The organism is Vibrio marinisediminis (assembly GCF_014050145.1).
In the GTDB taxonomy this organism is placed as follows: domain Bacteria; phylum Pseudomonadota; class Gammaproteobacteria; order Enterobacterales; family Vibrionaceae; genus Vibrio; species Vibrio marinisediminis.
In genome coordinates this window covers 26,055-45,339 of sequence record NZ_JACFYF010000012.1, presented here as the reverse complement: position 1 = coordinate 45,339, position 19,285 = coordinate 26,055, and the positions used below count along the sequence as shown (strand labels likewise).

17 protein-coding genes are annotated in these 19,285 nt (G+C 45.2%); 1 reads left to right on the top strand and 16 read right to left on the bottom strand.

Going from position 1 to position 19,285, the window contains the following annotated elements; translation table 11 throughout:
- Positions 1-323 precede the first annotated feature (323 nt).
- Together relA and rlmD are read right to left on the bottom strand one after the other, a co-directional pair.
- Entirely contained in the window at positions 324-2,543 is a 2,220-nt protein-coding gene (relA, locus tag H2O73_RS16075) for a GTP diphosphokinase (RefSeq protein WP_182109947.1), read from the bottom strand.
- Positions 2,544-2,627: 84 nt separating this feature from the next.
- A complete protein-coding gene (rlmD, locus tag H2O73_RS16070) occupies positions 2,628-3,947 on the bottom strand; it encodes a 23S rRNA (uracil(1939)-C(5))-methyltransferase RlmD (protein WP_182109946.1) in 1,320 nt (439 codons plus the stop codon).
- Between the two features lie 201 nt (positions 3,948-4,148).
- On the opposite strand from rlmD, the gene barA reads away from it, so the two are divergent.
- Positions 4,149-6,947 carry a two-component sensor histidine kinase BarA gene (barA, locus tag H2O73_RS16065; RefSeq protein WP_182109945.1) on the top strand — a complete coding sequence of 933 codons (2,799 nt, stop codon included), beginning with the start codon at positions 4,149-4,151 and terminating at the stop codon, positions 6,945-6,947.
- On the opposite strand, the gene H2O73_RS16060 is transcribed toward barA, so the two are convergent.
- From H2O73_RS16060 to rpoE, 14 genes are all read right to left on the bottom strand, one after another.
- A complete protein-coding gene (locus H2O73_RS16060; RefSeq protein ID WP_368737168.1) occupies positions 6,944-8,119 on the bottom strand; it encodes a diguanylate cyclase domain-containing protein in 1,176 nt (391 codons plus the stop codon). The genes barA and H2O73_RS16060 overlap by 4 nt on opposite strands.
- A 67-nt stretch (positions 8,120-8,186) precedes the next feature.
- The gene (locus tag H2O73_RS16055) at positions 8,187-8,597 is read right to left on the bottom strand and encodes a hypothetical protein (protein WP_182109943.1); all 411 of its coding nucleotides are present in this window, start codon (positions 8,595-8,597) and stop codon (positions 8,187-8,189) included.
- A 12-nt stretch (positions 8,598-8,609) separates the two neighbouring features.
- Positions 8,610-9,869 carry a hypothetical protein gene (locus tag H2O73_RS16050; protein WP_182109942.1) on the bottom strand — a complete coding sequence of 420 codons (1,260 nt, stop codon included), beginning with the start codon at positions 9,867-9,869 and terminating at the stop codon, positions 8,610-8,612.
- A 144-nt stretch (positions 9,870-10,013) separates the two neighbouring features.
- Entirely contained in the window at positions 10,014-10,394 is a 381-nt protein-coding gene (acpS, locus tag H2O73_RS16045) for a holo-ACP synthase (protein ID WP_182109941.1), read from the bottom strand.
- 3 nt (positions 10,395-10,397) lie between these two features.
- The gene (gene pdxJ, locus H2O73_RS16040) at positions 10,398-11,129 is read right to left on the bottom strand and encodes a pyridoxine 5'-phosphate synthase (RefSeq protein ID WP_182109940.1); all 732 of its coding nucleotides are present in this window, start codon (positions 11,127-11,129) and stop codon (positions 10,398-10,400) included.
- Positions 11,126-11,851 (bottom strand): DNA repair protein RecO, encoded by a 726-nt coding sequence (gene recO, locus H2O73_RS16035; RefSeq protein ID WP_182109939.1) that lies wholly within the window; start codon positions 11,849-11,851, stop codon positions 11,126-11,128. The genes pdxJ and recO overlap by 4 nt, the downstream gene beginning before the upstream one ends.
- Positions 11,852-11,938: 87 nt before the next feature.
- A complete protein-coding gene (era, locus tag H2O73_RS16030) occupies positions 11,939-12,916 on the bottom strand; it encodes a GTPase Era (RefSeq protein WP_182109938.1) in 978 nt (325 codons plus the stop codon).
- Complete coding sequence (gene rnc, locus H2O73_RS16025; RefSeq protein WP_182109937.1) at positions 12,909-13,586, bottom strand: ribonuclease III; 678 nt, start codon at positions 13,584-13,586, stop codon at positions 12,909-12,911. Before rnc ends, era begins: the two co-directional genes overlap by 8 nt.
- A 15-nt stretch (positions 13,587-13,601) precedes the next feature.
- A complete protein-coding gene (gene lepB / locus H2O73_RS16020; RefSeq protein WP_182109936.1) occupies positions 13,602-14,498 on the bottom strand; it encodes a signal peptidase I in 897 nt (298 codons plus the stop codon).
- Positions 14,499-14,588: 90 nt separating this feature from the next.
- Positions 14,589-16,382, bottom strand: coding sequence for a translation elongation factor 4 (gene lepA / locus H2O73_RS16015; RefSeq protein WP_182109935.1), 1,794 nt, complete (start codon positions 16,380-16,382; stop codon positions 14,589-14,591).
- A 114-nt stretch (positions 16,383-16,496) separates the two neighbouring features.
- The gene (locus tag H2O73_RS16010; RefSeq protein ID WP_182109934.1) at positions 16,497-16,967 is read right to left on the bottom strand and encodes a SoxR reducing system RseC family protein; all 471 of its coding nucleotides are present in this window, start codon (positions 16,965-16,967) and stop codon (positions 16,497-16,499) included.
- Between the two features lie 4 nt (positions 16,968-16,971).
- Positions 16,972-17,946, bottom strand: a complete 975-nt coding sequence (gene rseB, locus H2O73_RS16005; RefSeq protein ID WP_182109933.1) for a sigma-E factor regulatory protein RseB — start codon at positions 17,944-17,946, stop codon at positions 16,972-16,974.
- Positions 17,943-18,563 carry a sigma-E factor negative regulatory protein gene (locus H2O73_RS16000; RefSeq protein ID WP_182109932.1) on the bottom strand — a complete coding sequence of 207 codons (621 nt, stop codon included), beginning with the start codon at positions 18,561-18,563 and terminating at the stop codon, positions 17,943-17,945. The genes rseB and H2O73_RS16000 overlap by 4 nt, the downstream gene beginning before the upstream one ends.
- A 22-nt stretch (positions 18,564-18,585) precedes the next feature.
- Positions 18,586-19,164, bottom strand: coding sequence for an RNA polymerase sigma factor RpoE (gene rpoE / locus H2O73_RS15995; RefSeq protein WP_182109931.1), 579 nt, complete (start codon positions 19,162-19,164; stop codon positions 18,586-18,588).
- Between the last annotated feature and the right edge of the window lie 121 nt (positions 19,165-19,285).

Sequence of the window (19,285 nt, the reverse complement as noted above, 5' to 3'; positions counted from 1 at the left end):
AATGCATCTGCTGAAATACTATTTCATCTGTGACAACGAAATACAGACAAGTACGATACCCTGCTTTTGCTATAGATTTGGCGTCGTAGCTAGGTAGACAATAACAAGATCCAACCAAATGCCATATCGCGTTTTTGCTAAGCAGTTAGCTTCTAGCTCTAAGCGACAACGAAATACAAACAAGTACGATACCCTGTTTTTGCTATAGATTTGGCGTCGTAGCTAGGCAGCCAGTAAAAATATGCTCCTGAGCATGGCTGACCATGTGATGGAGATATTTTTATGCAGCTAACACCGCTACGACGTCAAAGATGATGCAAAAACTAGCCGAGGCGTTTCACCAACATCACATCCTTAATCTGCTCCACACGACTAATCAGCCTATTCACCACTTCAACATTGGTCACTTCCAGATCAAAGTCTAAGATCGTAAGCTGATTTCGGTAATCGACGCGGCTCTTCATGCTGTTCACTTTCACTTTTTCGTTGGCGAACAGTGTGGTGATCTCTTTAAGCAGACCACCACGCTCCATGGCTTCTACTCTTAGTGTCAGCATATATGATCCGGCAAAACCACTACCCCATACGGTATCGATGATGCGCTCTGGTGCATGGTGACGGAGCTCTTCAAGCTGCTCACAATCCGCACGATGCACTGAGATACCTCGACCTTGGGTGATATAGCCACAGATAGCGTCGCCTGGGATCGGCTGGCAACAACGTGCTAGGTGATTCATCAGGTTATCGACACCCTCCACTACCACGGCGTCTTTATTTGGGCGGCTTGGTGTGGATGGTTTGTTTTCTGCTTCTAGCAGTTTTTCAAGCGCTTGCTTGTCTTCTTCTTCAGCGGTTGGCTTATTCACTAAAGCATTAATGTGGTTAATGATTTGGTTGATACGCAAATCACCACTGCCGACGCCCACGTACAACTCGTCAGGCGTATTCATATTGAAACGCTTCAAGCCATACTGCTCGGCATCTTTTAGTGTGGCACCAATTTTAGCGAGTTCGTGCTCAAGTATTTCACGCCCTGCTTCAAGGTTTTTCTCACGGCTTTGCTTACGGAACCAAGCGTTGATTTTGGCGCGAGCTCGACCTGAGGTTACAAAACCAGTTGATGGGTTTAACCAATCACGAGAAGGGTTTGGCTCTTTCTGAGTGATGATCTCGACTTGATCACCCATCTGCAGTTTATGAGTAAACGGCACAATACGCCCAGCGACTTTAGCTCCGATACAACGGTGCCCAACCATCGAGTGAATATGGTAAGCAAAATCAAGCGGAGTCGCGCCCATTGGCAGATCGACAACATCACCACGTGGAGTAAAGGCGTAAACACGGTCATCAAAGACTTGGCTACGAACTTCATCGAGCATTTCGCCGGAGTCCGACATCTCTTCTTGCCAATCCAGCAGTTTTCGCAGCCAAGTGATTTTCTCATCGTAACCACTACGACTGCTGCCGCCTTCTTTGTATTTCCAGTGCGCGGCTACGCCTAATTCAGAGTCCTCATGCATTTGCTTAGTTCGGATCTGAATCTCAATGGTTTTACCTTCTGGGCCTAAGATAACCGTATGAATAGACTGGTAGCCATTTGGTTTTGGGTTGGCAACGTAGTCATCAAACTCATTAGGTAGGTGTTTGTATTTAGTGTGAACGATACCTAGCCCGGCATAACAATCTTGCAGTTTATCGGCAATAATTCGCACTGCGCGCACATCAAATAGCTCATCAAAATCTAAGCCTTTCTTCTGCATTTTGCGCCAGATACTGTAAATATGTTTTGGTCGCCCACTCACATCTGCGTTGATGCCCGACACTTTCATCTCTTTAAGCAGGTCATCAACGAAATCTTTAATGTATTGCTCGCGAACGATGCGACGCTCAGACAACTGCTTAGCAATTTGCTTGTACGTTTCTGGCTGTTGATAACGGAATGCGTAATCTTCAATTTCCCATTTAAGCTGACCAATGCCTAAACGGTTTGCCAATGGTGCGTAGATATTGGCACACTCTTTCGCCACGGCGCGACGGACTTCGTCTGGCGCCTTTTTCACTTCAATCAGGTTACAGATGCGTTCTGCAAGCTTGATGACCACGCAGCGGAAATCATCCACCATGGCAAGTAGCATACGACGCACGTTATCCACTTGTGCAGACGCGGCACTTCCCTCTAGTGTCACATTTAATTGACCGAGCGCCGCCATCTCTTCGACACCATCAATCAGTTTGATGATCTCGCTGTTAAAATCTTCTTCAAGCTTTTCTCGCTGCAAGGCACCACTGGATACCAACGGGAAAAGCTGTGCTGCAAGCAGCGTTGGCTTATCCATTGATAGCGTGATAAGAATTTCGATCATCTCTCGACCGCGCCACAGCAATAGCTGAGCGTTTTCATTACCTTGCAGGTAGCTTTCACACTGATGATAAACTTGTTTTAAGCGCAGAGCAGTTTTCTGGTCTTGCCTTAAGCTGGCAACCCACTTATCTAAGTCAAACTGTTCATCCTGATTTAAATGCGCGCTTCTTACCGCAACCATCTTTCTTCGTCCTAGTTGTTATTTTTTTACCGACTAACCATGTCTTATAGGCTGTTGCGCCTAATGTTAGTTCACTTTTTTTACCTAGCGCATGACAAATAATGCCATCGACTCAAGGTGCCCCGTGTGAGGGAACATATCCAGCATTGCCAGTTTTTCTAACTGGTAACCTTGCTCTAATAAGTTTTGGCTATCCCTTGCTAGGGTCGCTGGATTACAAGACACATACACCACGCGACGAGCACCTAAGCGTGATAGTTGGTCAACTATACCACTGGCACCTGCTCTAGCTGGATCGAGCAGTATCTTATCAAATTTTTCACTCGCCCATGGCTGTGATGACATATCTTGTTCTAAATTTGCTTGATGAAACGAAACATTGTCAATTTGGTTCACCTTCGCATTTAGAGTCGCTTTCTCTACCATGGCGTCGACGCCTTCAACACCAATCACTGATTTGACTTGTTTCGCCATCGGTAGGCTAAAGTTACCCAAGCCACAGAACAAATCCAAAACATGATCGGTTTGCTCTAGAGCCAACCAATCTAGTGCTTGGCGAACCATTTTCTGGTTTACCGCTTGGTTAACTTGAATAAAGTTATTAGGTGCAAACGGAATCGTCACGCCCGCTTCAAGGTAATGCGCTTCCTCACCCACAACCAAATCCAGTTGATCCGTTTGCGGCATCAAATACAAGCTTGCCTGATGGGACAGGGCGAAACTCTCTAGCTGCTGCTGCTCTTTATCGGTAAGAGGCTTAAGGTGACGCAGTACGATCACTTTGGTGTTATCACCTTTCACCAACTCGACATGACCAATCGATTCTTGACGAGTAAAACCTTGTAATAATTCATACAAAGCCGGCAGCATTGCATTTAGCTCGCGATCAAGTACTGGGCAATTGGTTACAGTAACAATTTGTTTGCTCTGTTTACGACGGAAACCAAATTGCAATTGGCGTGTTTTTTTATCAACCATCACACTGATCCGCGCACGACGACGGTAACCGAGGCTCTCTCCGGTCACTGGCTCGCTCAACGCAAGGCTTTGACCTGAGAATTTTTTCATCAAACCAGAAAGTGCTTGTTGCTTGTATTCCAACTGCGATGACTGCTCGAGATGTTGTAGATTGCAGCCGCCACATTGATGATAGTGCGAGCAAAAAGGCTTCACGCGTTGCTGGCTTGGTTGCTGTACTTTAATAAGATTCGCTCGGGAAAATTTACTTTTCGACTCTACGATTTGCACTAGCACTTGCTCATCAGGCAACGCCCCTTCAATGAACATCGGCTTACCTGAAAGGTAGGCAATGCCTGCGCCTTGGTGATCCAGTTTTTCCACCGTCACTGATTGGTGTTTGGTATCAAATTGAGTTTTCTTTTTCGGTTGGAAAAAACGCGCCATGCTCTATGCCTGTCATCTATTACTTTGATTTGCTACTCAGACGTCACCTTTTCACGTCTGAATCATTGTTTGTGCCGCTTGGGTTGATTATGCTTATCGTTTCGACGGCTAGCTCTACTCACTTAACTGCAACTGTAGCTCTACAGAATTGAGTATGCTGGACCTATTTTCCCATATCCACACCACGATGTTTAGACAATAATGACCAGATATGGCTTACGCGCCCGCGTTATTACCCTTACTCTAGCGCCAACCCTCATCATTGGCTTAATTCTTAGCGCTATTTTTTCTTTTAACCGCTATCACGATTTAGAAAAGCAGGTTATCAATTCCGGTCTAAATATCATTGAACCTTTGGCGATTGCCAGTGAAGACGGGCTCAAAAACAATAGCCGAGAGTCAGTTCGCCGTATTATTAGCTACGCGCACCGCAAAAATTCTAAGTTTGTACGCAGTATTGCTGTGTTTGATTACAACCACGAACTGTTTGTAACCTCAAACTTTCATCCGAGCTTTGAATCACTGACGTTCCCACGCAATGAACCCATTCCATTGCTCGTTACTTCGCACCTGAAAGAGAATACGCTGGTTTTACGTGCGCCTATCATTAGTGAGTCAGGCATATTGTCTAGCCCTCGCGGCAAGGAGAATAACCCCGCGCTTGGCTACATCTCTATTGAGTTGGATCTGTCATCATTACGATTGCAACAATACCAAGAGGTCTTTGCTGCGTTTTTAGTACTGTTGACCGGTTTGGGTTTGTCGACCTTCTTTGCCTTGCGACTGATGCACGATGTTACTCGCCCAATCTCACACATGAAAAACATGGTTGACCGCATTCGTCGTGGTCATTTGGATGTGCGTATCGAAGGCAAGATGCATGGTGAGCTTGATCAATTGAAAAACGGCATTAACGCCATGGCCGTGTCACTGTCTGAATACCATGTTGAAATGCAGCACAGTATCGACCAAGCCACCTCAGACTTACGTGAAACATTAGAGCAGCTTGAGATTCAAAACGTCGAGCTCGATATCGCGAAAAAACGCGCTCAAGAAGCGGCGCGTGTTAAATCAGAATTCTTGGCCAATATGTCACACGAGCTACGCACCCCATTAAATGGTGTGATTGGCTTTACTCGCCAAATGCTCAAAACCAAGCTGACAAATAGCCAAGCGGATTACTTACAAACCATTGAAAAATCGGCTAACAATCTACTCACTATCATCAATGATATTCTGGACTTCTCTAAGCTCGAAGCGGGCAAATTGGCATTAGAGAACATTCCATTTGAGTTCCAAGAAACCTTGGAAGAAGTGGTAAGTTTGCAGGCCACCAGCGCCCATGAAAAAGGGTTAGAGATAACGCTAAAGATTGATCCTAAAGTTCCGATGGGCGTGGTGGGCGACCCGCTGCGTATCCAGCAAGTACTCACTAACTTAGTCGGCAACTCAATTAAGTTTACTGAACGCGGTAACATTGATATTAGTGTTGAGCTTCGCTCACAAAAAGATGACGCGATTGAACTGCAATTCATGGTTCGCGATACCGGCATTGGCATTTCAGAGCGTCAACAAGCACAGCTTTTCCAAGCCTTTAGTCAAGCAGATGCCAGTATTTCACGCCGCTATGGCGGTACAGGGCTTGGTTTGGTTATCACCCAAAAACTGGTGGGGCAGATGGGCGGTGAGATCAGCCTAACCAGTCGACTGCACCAAGGTTCGACCTTCTGGTTCACGCTGCGTTTACACGCAGCAGAGATGCCAATGAGTGAATTCATTGAAGCGGAAGTACTGAATCAACGCTCACTATTATTGGTTGAGCCGAACATGCAAGTCGCCTCGATCACCCGTCAAATGCTGGTTCAATATGGTCTAGTGGTCACCTATCGCTCTTCCATGCCAGATGAAATCGAGAAGTTTGACTATGTGTTGCTCAACCTAGCGCCAAATCGCACTATTGATATTGAGAAGGTTGAAAAGTTAGTTGAGAAAGCAATGCAATGCGCACCACACGTGGTTGTGGGGACACCAAGTACCATGCTTGCCCTCTCTGATCATCTGATCCAAAAATACCAGATTCACTGTATTACCAAGCCAATGTCGCGTAAGAAGTTACTGCAAACCTTAGCAGCAAACCAAGAGAGCCTGCCAGAGATCAAACAAGAAGTGGTCTACAGTGAAAAATTGCCATTGACGATTATGGCGGTGGATGACAACCCTGCAAACTTAAAGCTGATCAGTGCACTACTGGAAGAACGGGTAGAACACGTCATTTCATGTACCAATGGTCAAGATGCTCTAACTCAAGCCCAACAACGACATTTTGATATTGTTTTAATGGATATCCAAATGCCTCATATGGATGGTGTCACGGCTTGTAGCAAAATAAAGAAAACAGCACTCAACGCAAATACACCAATCATTGCAGTAACCGCCCATGCGATGAGCGGCGAGCGAGATCGGCTACTTAGCGCCGGTATGGATGATTACCTAACCAAACCCATTGAAGAGCATGTCCTACAGCAAGTGTTGATGCATTGGAATCCACACACTAAAGATCATGAACTACTCAGGCTCGACTTACCCGCTCAAGGTGAACCGATCATTCAAGTGCATGAAACCAATAATGAACACAGTACGATGATCATTGATTGGCAGTCGGCACTCAAACAAGCTGCGAACAAAGAAGATCTCGCGAGAGACATGTTGCAGATGCTGATCGACTATATTCCGGAAGTAAATGGTATTGTTGAGCAGGCGTTAGAAATCGATGATTTCGATTTAGAGCAACTCATTCATCATGTGCATAAACTGCATGGCAGTTGTTCGTACTCAGGGGTTCCTCGACTGAAGAAGGTTTGCGCCACCATAGAGAAAGCCCTTCGCTCAGGGCAAACCATCACAGACATCGAACCAGAACTGTTTGAGTTGCAAGATGAAATGGAAAAAGTAACAGCGAGTGCTGAGCCCTACCTAAACAATGATAGTTTAAACATTTAAGGCAAAGGCGACTCTTCTTTCATTGTTTGATAAAAGCTGAAGTCGTTTTTGCGCATCTGCTTCACCGAATACATGGCTTTGTCAGCGTGCTGTATGAGTTTATCAATATCAAATTGTTGATTGGCATGGACAGCAATTCCAACACTACAGCCTACCTGTATCAAGTTAGATTGGTACAGGATGGGTTGGTTGGCACTCTGGACAATATTATGCGCCAAACTCTGTATTGGCGCTGAGTCATTCTGATGCAAAGCAAGGTAGATAACAAATTCATCCCCGCCGATCCGCCCAACCACACCAGCGAGGTTACTTTCTTCAAGCTCAACCGAAAAACGCCTTGCTATCTCAGTTAGGGTAAAGTCCCCTGCCGCATGCCCAAAGTCATCATTGACCGCTTTAAAGCCATCGAGATCCATCAGCAATAGTGCAATGTATTGATGAGTGAGTGATGCTTTCTCTATATATTTTTCACAGCCTAATCGGTTTTTAAGCCCTGTTAATGAATCTTGCTCTGCCATATGGCGGTAATGCTGCTCCCAATGTTCAATCTGAGCTCGTAACTCTCTTTCGCGTTCAATCGCTTGGTGGGAGTTATTAATAAACGTATTAACACTGTGGGCTACGACACCTATCTCATTATTTTCATTGGCTTTGTTTATTGGAATTATTTCACTATGACCAGGCGTTGCAGAGTCAAGTGCCTTTGACAATGTCGTCAATGGTCGCCCAACTATTTTTTTAAGCACCAATACCAACACCATGACAGTGAACAGAAATTGGACCAAAATAAACCCCACCTGATACAGCACTCGAGAGATGGCTCTCTGCTGTAAGACGCGGCTATCGCTGTGAATCAACAAGGTACCAATAGGTTGCGCATCAACGGGAGAATACAATCGATAGCGGTTGATGTTTTCAGTACTGCTCGACTCATCGAATAAGAGAGGGTTGGAAGTGAACACAATCCCACCATCACTTTCTAATTTAACTGCATCAATTTCTTGGTGCAGTAGCAAGGCATCAATGACTTCGCTAGCTATTTCACTATTGTTGACAAAGATGGCAATCGCCGCAGATTTGGACAGGGATAACGCTAATTTTTGCTCCAACTCATTATGGCTATTATCGGCTTGTTCCAACCCTTTGGGCACGATATACAATAGAATAATCACTAGATACACCGTCGCCAATATCGTGATTATTCGGATGAACTTACTAATAAGCGAATTTGAACGTAATTTATTCATCTATTTTTAAGGCTACCTTAACCCCAGAATCTATTGGCGGCGGCTCAACCATATAACCAATAGCCTGTGGATTTTGACGTAGTTTATTAATTAACACCTGTGTCGATGAAATTCTTTCTGGTGCTCTCATACTTCCGGAAAACTTCAGTCTCGCCCAATAAGCGTTCACTTGACTGATCCTCATCTGCGCCACTTTAGCAAAAAAACGCGCCCGCTCTTCTCCCGTTCGATCAAGCACTTGATCGATATATACCGAACCAAGCACCTTCTTTCGACCTAAATAGAGGTCCGTTATATCTTCAATTTTTAAGCTTGGGACTTTGCTCTCTTGGTTAACGACAATGAAAAAGTCGGCATAAGCTGACTGTGAAATTAATAATATCAGGAGGCAAACATACTTCATTTAGCACCTCCCCTAAAAAACAAAGTTCAAGTGCAGGCTATATAGCTGCACATCGTTGGCTTGCCCAATATCTGAAAGCGATGTGACCCATAAGCCATAGCCGTTTTCATCAATTTCGACATGATCAAGTTGAGCTTTGATAGCCACTTGAGGCGAGATGTCCCAACGAACACCAAGTGAATAGGTTGATTGGTCAATACGAACAGCATTGACACCTAATACTCCGGCATTCAATAAAGGCGCCCAAGCATTGTTGGCGGGAAACGAGTGCGGAGAGGTTGAAGACTTAAACTGACCATAAATAATGTATGGCGTGAGCTTGTCAAACGCTTTTCCCACCAAGGCGTATCCGCCGTAGCCTTGAGGAACACTTTCTTTTCCCGTGCGAATTTGGAACAACTCCGATTGCAGTGTCCAGTCGCCATCAAAGTAGGTCACAGCCGCTTGTAGATAGTGCCCACTCACTTGCGAGACAGAAAGTGCTTGAGAGAGAGCAGCAGCATCAGAACTCACCTGCGGCACATTAGCACTGGCGAGCTGAGTCAGTTGATTTTGCAACGCCTCAATAGAAGCGCCATGTTGAACAGAAAGCGATCCGACTTGGGCATAGGAGAGCTGCCAGTGCCATGATTGTTGATCCACTTCAAAAGAGACACTCACCACATCATCGAGTTTGGTACGATAGTTTTCTTGGCTCGTTGGTAGCTCACCAACTTGACGACTTTGCCCATACTCTAAATTTACTGACCAATTAAAGTCAGGGTGGTTTGAATAGTAACTCGCACCCACACCATCTAAGGTATTAAATGCAATGCCACTATAGAGTTCTTGCGGAGGGCGAACCCAAAGATGAGCGTAATCAATATAACGGCTGTCTGATGCTGCATAAGCGCTAACACCTACACGTCCGACGCGAAAGCTCCAATTGGCATTGGGCTCATAACGAATAAAGGCTAACTCGGCAATTTCTTCGATATCGTGCTCAACACTATCATCCAGAAGTAATTGCGTGGTTAGAGACCATTGGCGATTAAAACTCGCATCTAATTGCAACCCAAGCCTAGAATCACTGGCAAAGGATCCATTTCTACCAATCTCACTTACGTGGCTGCTATCACGACGATAAGCAAGCTCGTTGTCATTTTCGTAGGTATAACCCAAAGTCCCAAAACCTGATACCGCCCAATCAACAGCCAAGCTGTTGGCGCTAAAACTACTTACACCGATAATGGCTAAGCAGTGTAAAAGGAAGGACTGATTTAGCTTAAACATCTCCTGCCATCCTTAGCACTTAACTTTCAGAATTATCGTTATTTTTACCATTATTAATATTAATCATAACAACAAACGATATAACTCGGTGCAATCAGTAGCAAAAAACAAAAGCCAGGCACAAAAAAAGCGGCTATCAGCCGCTTAGTTTTCAAGAATTACCGTTGCTACGGCGTAGTGCCGCTCGTCGGAAAGGGATATGTGGCAGTTAGCGATATGCAAACTCGTCGCTATCTCTAGCGCTTTGCCCGTTAAAGTCAAAGTGGGCTTACCCAAAGCATCGTTACCAATGGTGAAATCGTGGAAGGAAACCCCCATCGCAATTCCCGTCCCCAAAGCTTTAGAAGCCGCTTCTTTGGCGGCGAATCGCTTGGCTAAGAATCGCCCTTGCTGCTTAGTTTGATGGAATTTTTCCATCTCAGAAGCCGTCAAAATTCGATTCGCAAACGCGACACCCGTTCGAGCGAGTGCTTTCTCCACTCGCTCAATTTCAGCAATATCTGTTCCTAAGCCGACAATTGCCATTACTTATTTACGAGCTTCAACCATTAGTGCTTTCATCTCTTTAACCGCTTTTTCTAAGCCGTCAAACGCTGCACGACCAATGATAGAGTGGCCAATGTTTAGCTCGTAGAATTCAGGAATTGCCGCAATCGCCGCAACGTTATGGTAAGTCAAACCGTGACCAGCATTGACCATGATACCCAAACCGGCTGCGTAGCTTGCGCCTGCTGCAATTTTTTTCAATTCCGCTTGCTGCTCTGCTTCTACAGTTGCATCAGCGTAGTGACCTGTGTGTAGCTCGATAAATGGAGCACCACATGCTTTTGCCGCATCAATTTGCGCGCGATCTGCGTCGATAAAGAGTGACACTTTAATGCCCGCTGCCGTTAGTTTTTCAGTCGCCGCTTTCACTTTGTCAAAGTGACCGACGACATCCAAACCACCTTCAGTGGTTAATTCTTCACGTTTTTCTGGGACTAAGCACACGTATTCTGGTTGAGTTTCTAAAGCGATCTCTACCATTTCATCAGTCACTGCCATCTCTAGATTCATGCGCGTTTGTAGCGTTTCACGTAGGATACGTACATCACGATCTTTAATATGACGGCGGTCTTCACGTAGGTGTACGGTAATGCCATCAGCACCTGCTCGCTCTGCAATTTCAGCTGCATGCACAGGATCTGGGTACTTAGTACCACGTGCATTGCGTAGCGTAGCGATATGGTCGATGTTAACACCTAGGTAGATTGAGCTCATGTTCTAATACTCCGTGCTCGGGGAATTCTTGAAATAAAGAGTTCCCTACTTTTTAATGGTTTGCCGCCAAGGTAAGGTTTTAGCGCGATACGAGTAAAGCGCTTTGCGGCTTGTAATTGTTGTTTGGTTATAAATCTACGTTCGCTTATCGCGATCAGTTCATCACCCTTAAAGGTGAGGTTATCAAGCCTGACCGATGCAATAAACCCTTTCTGATCACGATAACGATAAGTCATCGAAGGATCTATCGTTTCTCCACTACCTGCGCAGTGCAAAAAATCGACACCGTAGCCTAAAGCAGCTAAAAGTGCGAGTTCGAAGCGTCTTAACGCGGGCTCGGGATTGTCAGCTTGCGCTAACTCAGTTAATGCCTGTAAGTAATCATGAAACAACCCAGGCATTGGCACTTCGCCCATTAATACCCGCCCAAGAAGCTCATTAACATACATAGCGGAATAGAGACAAATGCCAGTGAGTGGCAAGCCAAGGCTTATCGGTTCAGCTTGGCGAAGTGTTTTCATCGAACTATTGCCAGACCACTTGAGCAATAGAGGGGTAAATGGCTGCAATGCCCCTTTCAGGTTCGAACGCTTACTGCGTGCACCTTTCGACATAATACTGACACGACCATACTCCTCACTGAATACATCGAGAATTAGGCTCGATTCACTGTAAGGTCGGCGGTGAAGTACAAAACAGCGCTGTAAGCCTTCTGAAGACATAGTTTCTATACGTTTTCCATAGCAAAAAGGAGCCTTGCGGCTCCTTTTAAAAACTAACTCGGAGCGAAACAGTATCGCCTGACCTAGTTATAAATCGTCGATGTAACCTAGAGAACGTAATGCTCGTTCATCATCAGCCCAGCCCGATTTCACTTTAACCCAAGTTTCTAGGTAAACCTTGCGACCGAACAGCTCTTCCATATCAAGACGAGCTTCGCGACCGATGGTTTTGATCTTCTCGCCACCTTTACCGATCACCATTTTCTTCTGACCGCTACGTTCAACTAAGATCAGCGCATTGATGTGGAAACCGTCAGTCTCTGGGTTGTAATCAAAACGTTCAATTTCAACCGTTACCGAGTAAGGCAGTTCTTCACCAGTAAAACGCATCAGTTTTTCACGAACGATTTCAGACGCCATAAAGCGCTGAGAGCGGTCAGTGACGTACTCTTCCGGGAAGTGGTGTACTGCTTTAGGTAAGTGATCACGTACGTGCTTACGCAGCACTTCGATGTTCTTACCATGCTTCGCTGAGATTGGCACAATATCAACGAAGTCCATTAACTTCGATATATCTGCCATATGCAGCATCACATCATTGCGATCTGTCACCACGTCAACTTTGTTGATACAAAGTACAACTGGGAAGTTCGCGTTACGCAGTTTATTAAGCACCATCTCGTCGTCGTTGGTCCAGTGCGTACCATCAACGAGGAAGAACACTAGGTTCACATCACTCAATGATGAGCTTGCCGCGCGGTTCATCAAACGGTTGATGGCGCGTTTCTCTTCGATGTGTAATCCCGGAGTATCGACGTAAATCGCTTGGTAATCACCTTCGGTATCCACACCCATGATGCGGTGACGCGTGGTTTGTGGTTTACGTGAGGTGATCGAAATTTTCTGACCCAAAATTCGGTTCAGTAACGTTGATTTACCTACGTTAGGACGACCAACAATGGCAATAAAGCCACAGTGTTGGTTCTCTGGTGACGTTTCTTTCTTTGTGTCACCCGATGCAAAATATGCATCGATATCAAATTCGTTGTTGTCTGAATCAGCCATTGGTCAATTGCTCTAATGCCGTTTCCGCAGCCGCCTGTTCTGCCTTGCGACGACTGGTACCTTTGCCGATCACAGGTGTTCCGATACCTGCAACTTCACATGACACAGTAAACTCTTGGTTGTGTGCCTCACCTTTAATATTAGTCACTGTGTAAGCAGGCAGTGGTTTTCTGCGACCTTGTAAGAACTCTTGAAGGCGAGTTTTTGGATCTTTCTGCGATACACCAGGCATAATTGCGTCAAGGCGAGTTTGGTACCAGCTCAGCACAACACGGCGAACCATTTCAATGTCGCTATCTAAATAGATAGCACCAATGATGGCTTCAACAGCATCGGCTAGAATTGAGTCACGACGGAAACCGCCACTTTTCAATTCACCTGGACCTAATTTTAAGTAATCTCCTAGCACGAATTCACGCCCTAGCTCAGCCAATGTGTTACCACGCACAAGCGTTGCACGCATACGGCTCATATCACCTTCGTTTACTTTTGGGAAACGGTGATAGAGATCATCAGCAATGACAAAACTTAAAATTGAATCGCCCAGAAACTCAAGACGTTCATTGTGTTTACCATTAGCGCTGCGGTGAGTCAGCGCTAGGTTGATAAACTCGGCATTGTTAAAGCTGTAGCCGAGTTTTTTCTCTAGTAATGCGATTGGAGAATTCATACTCTCTCGATTTCGTTAGTTAATACCACCGATGCGGTTAAAACGCACACCAGTTGGGATCCAAGTCGGCAATATGCTGTCGTCACTGCGCTCAAATTCAAAGCTTATCCAGATACCCACGGCTTTACCGACTAAATTAGCTTCTGGAACAAAGCCCCAGTAGCGACTGTCAGCACTGTTGTCACGGTTGTCACCCATAACAAAGTAATGACCTTTAGGAACAACCCACTCGCTAACACCTGAACGAGGTTGGTATGCCTCAACACGGTCGCGACGCAGTGGATTGACCAAAATTTGGTGTTCATGTTGACCCAGCTTTTCGTCCATCTGGATCATTGGTACGCCATTTTGAACAAACGGACTCTCTTCAACATTAGAGAGCTTCACTTGCTTGCATGCACGTTCACCCGCTTTTTGAATGCAAATGTCTTTATCTTGGCTGTAGTGAACCGTATCACCAGGCAAACCAACCACACGTTTAATGTAGTCAATGCTTGGTTGAGGTGGGTACTTAAAGACCACCACATCACCACGCTCCGGCTTACCCGTTTCAACTAATTGAGTGCGCCATACTGGGTCTTTAAGACCGTACGCGTATTTCTCAACTAGGATAAAATCACCCACCAACAAGGTTGGCATCATAGAGCCTGATGGAATTTGAAACGGTTCGTAAACAAACGAGCGCAGCACCAATACAAAAGCAATCACAGGGAAAATCGATACGCTATTTTCCACCCACCATGGCTGAGCTTTGACTTTTTCAATCGCGGCAGCATCTAAACCATTCGTCTGCGCTTCAACTTCAGCGAGCTTTAGCTGTCGTTTCTTCGCAAATACTAGCTTCTCAAGAACCCAAACAACGCCAGTTGCTAGAGTAACTAGAACTAGGATAAGTGAAAAAGTATTCGCCATTGATTTCCCTTACTTTCAAAAATGCGAAAGTGAAAGAGCCGAAACCCTTTCACTTACTTTAATTATCTTACTGAGCAAACGCCCAATTGATTAATCTTTACCAACATGAAGAATCGCTAGGAAGGCTTCTTGAGGCAGTTCAACGTTACCGATCTGCTTCATACGTTTCTTACCTTCTTTCTGTTTCTTCAACAGTTTCTTCTTACGGCTGATATCACCACCGTAACATTTTGCGATTACGTTTTTACGCAACTGTTTCACGGTAGAACGCGCGATGATGTGGTTACCAATCGCGGCTTGAATTGCGATATCAAACATTTGGCGAGGGATGAATTCTTTCATCTTCTCAACCAACAAACGACCACGGCTTTGTGATTGGTCTTTGTGGGTAATGATTGCCAATGCATCCACTTTATCGCCGTTTAGCAACACATCAACACGAACCATGTCTGAAATTTCAAAACGCTGGAAATTGTAATCAAGTGATGCATAACCGCGTGACGTTGATTTCAAACGGTCAAAGAAGTCCAATACAACTTCAGCCATTGGAATATCGTACGTCACAGCCACTTGGTTACCGTGGTAAACCATGTCGACTTGCATACCGCGTTTTTCAACACATAAGGTAATCACGTTACCTAAGTAGTCAGCGGGTACGAGAATATTACAGCGAGCAATCGGCTCACGCATTTCATCAATATCGTTAAGTGCCGGCAGTTTTGCTGGGCTATCAACATACAGAATCGTGCCATCGGTCTTTTTAACTTCGTAAACTACCGTTGGTGCAGTTGTGATTAGGTCAAGATCGTATTCACGCTCTAGACGTTCTTGAATAATTTCCATGTGCAGCATGCCAAGGAAACCACAACGGAAACCAAAGCCAAGTGCAGCTGAGCTTTCTGGCTCATAGAAAAGAGACGCATCGTTTAAGCTTAGTTTACCTAGTGCGTCACGGAAGTTTTCATAATCATCCGATGATACTGGGAATAAACCTGCGTATACCTGAGGCTTCACTTTCTTAAAGCCTGGTAGTGCCGTTTCACAACCATTTTTCGCCAGAGTTAGCGTATCACCCACTGGTGCGCCTAGGATATCTTTGATACCACACACTACCCAGCCCACTTCGCCAGTATTTAGTCCGTTAGTATCAACTTGCTTCGGCGTGAAGATACCAATGCGGTCTACACCCCAAATCTGACCCGTGCTCATCACTTTAATCTTGTCGTTTTTCTTGATTGAGCCGTTTTTAACACGAACCAATGAAACGACACCAAGGTAGTTATCAAACCATGAGTCAATGATCAGAGCTTGTAGTGGCGCATCAGGATCGCCTTCTGGTGCAGGGATAGCAGAGACGATGTTTTCTAGAACATCATCAACACCGAGACCCGTTTTCGCACTACAGCGAGTGGCTTCCATTGCATCGATGCCGACGATTTCTTCAATCTCTTCAGCAACGCGCTCAGGTTCTGCCGCAGGCAAATCGATTTTGTTTAGGATTGGCACAACTTCCAAATCCATTTCGATTGCGGTGTAACAGTTTGCAAGAGTTTGAGCTTCTACACCCTGGCCTGCATCAACAACAAGCAATGCACCTTCACACGCCGCTAGAGAGCGAGATACTTCATAAGAGAAGTCAACGTGTCCAGGAGTGTCGATGAAGTTAAGTTGGTATGTTTCGCCGTCTTTTGCAGTGTAATCAAGAGTCACACTCTGCGCTTTAATGGTGATACCACGTTCACGCTCCAGGTCCATTGAGTCAAGAACTTGGGCTGCCATTTCACGATCGCTCAATCCTCCACATACTTGGATTAGACGGTCTGAAAGGGTCGACTTACCATGGTCGATGTGGGCGATAATCGAAAAGTTACGAATGTGCTTCATGATTTGGGGTGACTAAACTCTTTTAAATAGGACATAAGAAAGCCGTCGTTTGACGGCATTTCAATCAAGTTGGCAGATTCTATCCAATTTTGATACCCAAGTCACTTGAGTATTTCAGCGGATAGGTTCTCCCAAGACTCTTAGTAAGATGACTTGTTGCGATGATTGCTGCTCCAGCCTGCTGGCTAGGCGCTTTGCCAGTGCAATTCCCGATACTGCAAATAACGCAGAAATAAGAATCACGATACCTTCTCCGAGTCCTAAAAGTGGTGCAACCCAGAGATGTGCAACAACTGCACCTAAGATAAGGGCAAATAGTGGCGTAAGATAAACAATCGCGGCAGATTGCAGCAGGCTCTTTTCCGCCATACCAATCTCAACCACTTGTCCCGTTTTCAGCGACTGATCGGTAAACAAGTGCCAGTGGAGCACTTTGCTCCCAACCGCTTTTGAAACAATGCCGGTTCCACAGCTTTTTTGCGATGAACAACTGGAGCAACTGGTTTGTTGCTCACAGCTCAACTCGACATCATACCCTGATGATTTTGGGGTAACCGAAGATACGGTCGCCAATGCTGTCATCATAAGTTTACTTCTCTTGTGGTGCCTTTTCTTGCGATGCCTTTATTGTAACAGACTGAGCGATGCGCTTGGCGGTAGCTGGTGGAATATCACCCACAACAGAGATCTCCGCATTCCCACGCACGATAGTGTGCAATGTACGGCGCCCTTGTCGGACAATTTGCCCTTTTAAAGAGTGCTCGTCGCGTTGAGAAACATAAATAGAGAAATTAAATAACCCATCGGAATACATCTGGCTTTCCACCATACGATCGGTCACCGCCATACGATAACGGTTAAGATCTTTTGCTTCAAAGCCACTTGGTAACCAACCAACCGTCCAAAATGATTCGTTCACTTGTCCTTTCGGCAATGAGAGGACTTGTGGCAATTTAACATCTTTCAAGCCACTCAAAATATGAGCGATGCGATCATTCACACTATAGGAAATGGCTCGATACTGCTCTAGTACCTCACCGTCACGGTCGATCAAATCAGCACGAAGCGGTAATTTACTTTTCTCATCTACCCATAAAATATAGCTGTAACGTAAACCATCTTTCGGCACAACACGTATCACTTGGCATGCCGCCCCAGCTTCTCTAGCTCGACCAACCTTAATAAAGTCATAGTATTGGCTAATCTCTGTAACATCAGAGTTCAGCAATGGAATTGTTGGAGCCACCATATCACCAGATTCGATGGTGAACGGCTCTACACCAGGTTCTATATAGCTAATTTCATTGCCGCGCTGAATAACCTCACGGATTGGTCCGCTCAGATAAACCAAATGGGCAAACTGCTCTTCCTCTTCGCGAGCATGGCGATAAAGTAGAGGTTCAATACTGTTTTTCTTAATCAGGATATAAGACAGTTCAAAATTAAGTTGCTGACTGGCTTCGTTCATTTGATGCAACAAAGCCTCTGCAGGTTTTTCATCTGCAAAGGCTATTGGAGAAGTCAAACTGAACAGTGTCAGCGCACTGATCAGGAATTTTTTCATTCAACTACCGTATCTGGATCGTTGTTCAGCTCAACTGAGTTTCCACTATGGAGTCTTAGCTGTAGCTCATAATCTTGCAGCATCGCATTAATGCGACGGCGCTGTTCTTGTACATTGAGGTCATTTTTAGCCGATGCCCCAACACTATCACGAGTTAAGCTCACAGGCTCAGCACTTCCGGTAAAAGGTACCGTTTGAAGCACTGGCAATTGATCTGCTGCCGCGTTCGGGTTTTCACCGTATTGCTGGACACCCAATATCACCGCCAAAGAAACACAGGCTGCGATACCAACCTGACCAAATTGTGGAAGCCAAGCCGGTAAATAACCTCTTGCCACTTGCGGTGTCGGTTGTGATTCAATACGAGCATCATTAATGTCGGTAACGTTACCGATATTAAACGGCGTGTGAGCCGGTTCATTCTCTAACGCTAAAGCAACACTTTCAGCAATATTCCACTCCGGATTAGCTGGCGTATCTCCTCGAAGAACATCACCAATTAAATGATAATTCTTCCAAGCATCTAGGCCTTCTTGGTCTTGCTCTAGATCGACGATCAAAGCCTTATCGACCAATTCTCCATCCATGAGTGCTGAAAGTTTTTCTTTGTCAGCCATTATCTTCACCATTAAGTTGCGACTAGCGTTGCAGAAGCGGTTGAATCTTTTTCTCGACCGCTTCTCGTGCACGGAAAATACGCGAACGTACCGTTCCTACTGGGCAATCCATGACTGCGGCAATTTCTTCATAGCTCAAACCATCAAGCTCACGAAGTGTCATCGCAGTTTTCAAATCATCTGGTAGTGCTTCTATCGCACTGAAAACAACTTGTTTCAATTCCTTGGACAACGTTAAGTTCTCAGGGTTCGATATTTCTTTTAATGCACTGCCATTTTCGTAATATTCAGCGTCTTCAGCGTCCACATCTTGCGTTGGCGGGCGGCGATTTTGCGCCACAATGTGGTTTTTTGCAGTATTAACAGCGATACGATACAACCAAGTATAAAATGCGCTCTCGCCTCGAAAGCTGGGTATTGCTCGATAGGCTTTAATAAATGCTTCTTGTGCTACGTCAGGCACATCACCTGGATTGTTAACGTAACGAGAAATAAGATTGCAGACTTTGTTTTGATACCTCAAAACTAATAAATTGAAAGCTTGCTTATCTCCACTCTGAACTCGCTCAATTAATACTTGATCGGTCAATTGCTCGTTCATTCGAGCGTTCACTCCTATCGTTTTACACCCTTACCTAGATAGATATGAGTATTAATTATGCAAAATGTAGTATTGACACCACTGGTTACTTGAGCACTATTGTGACCAAGTAAAAAATTGA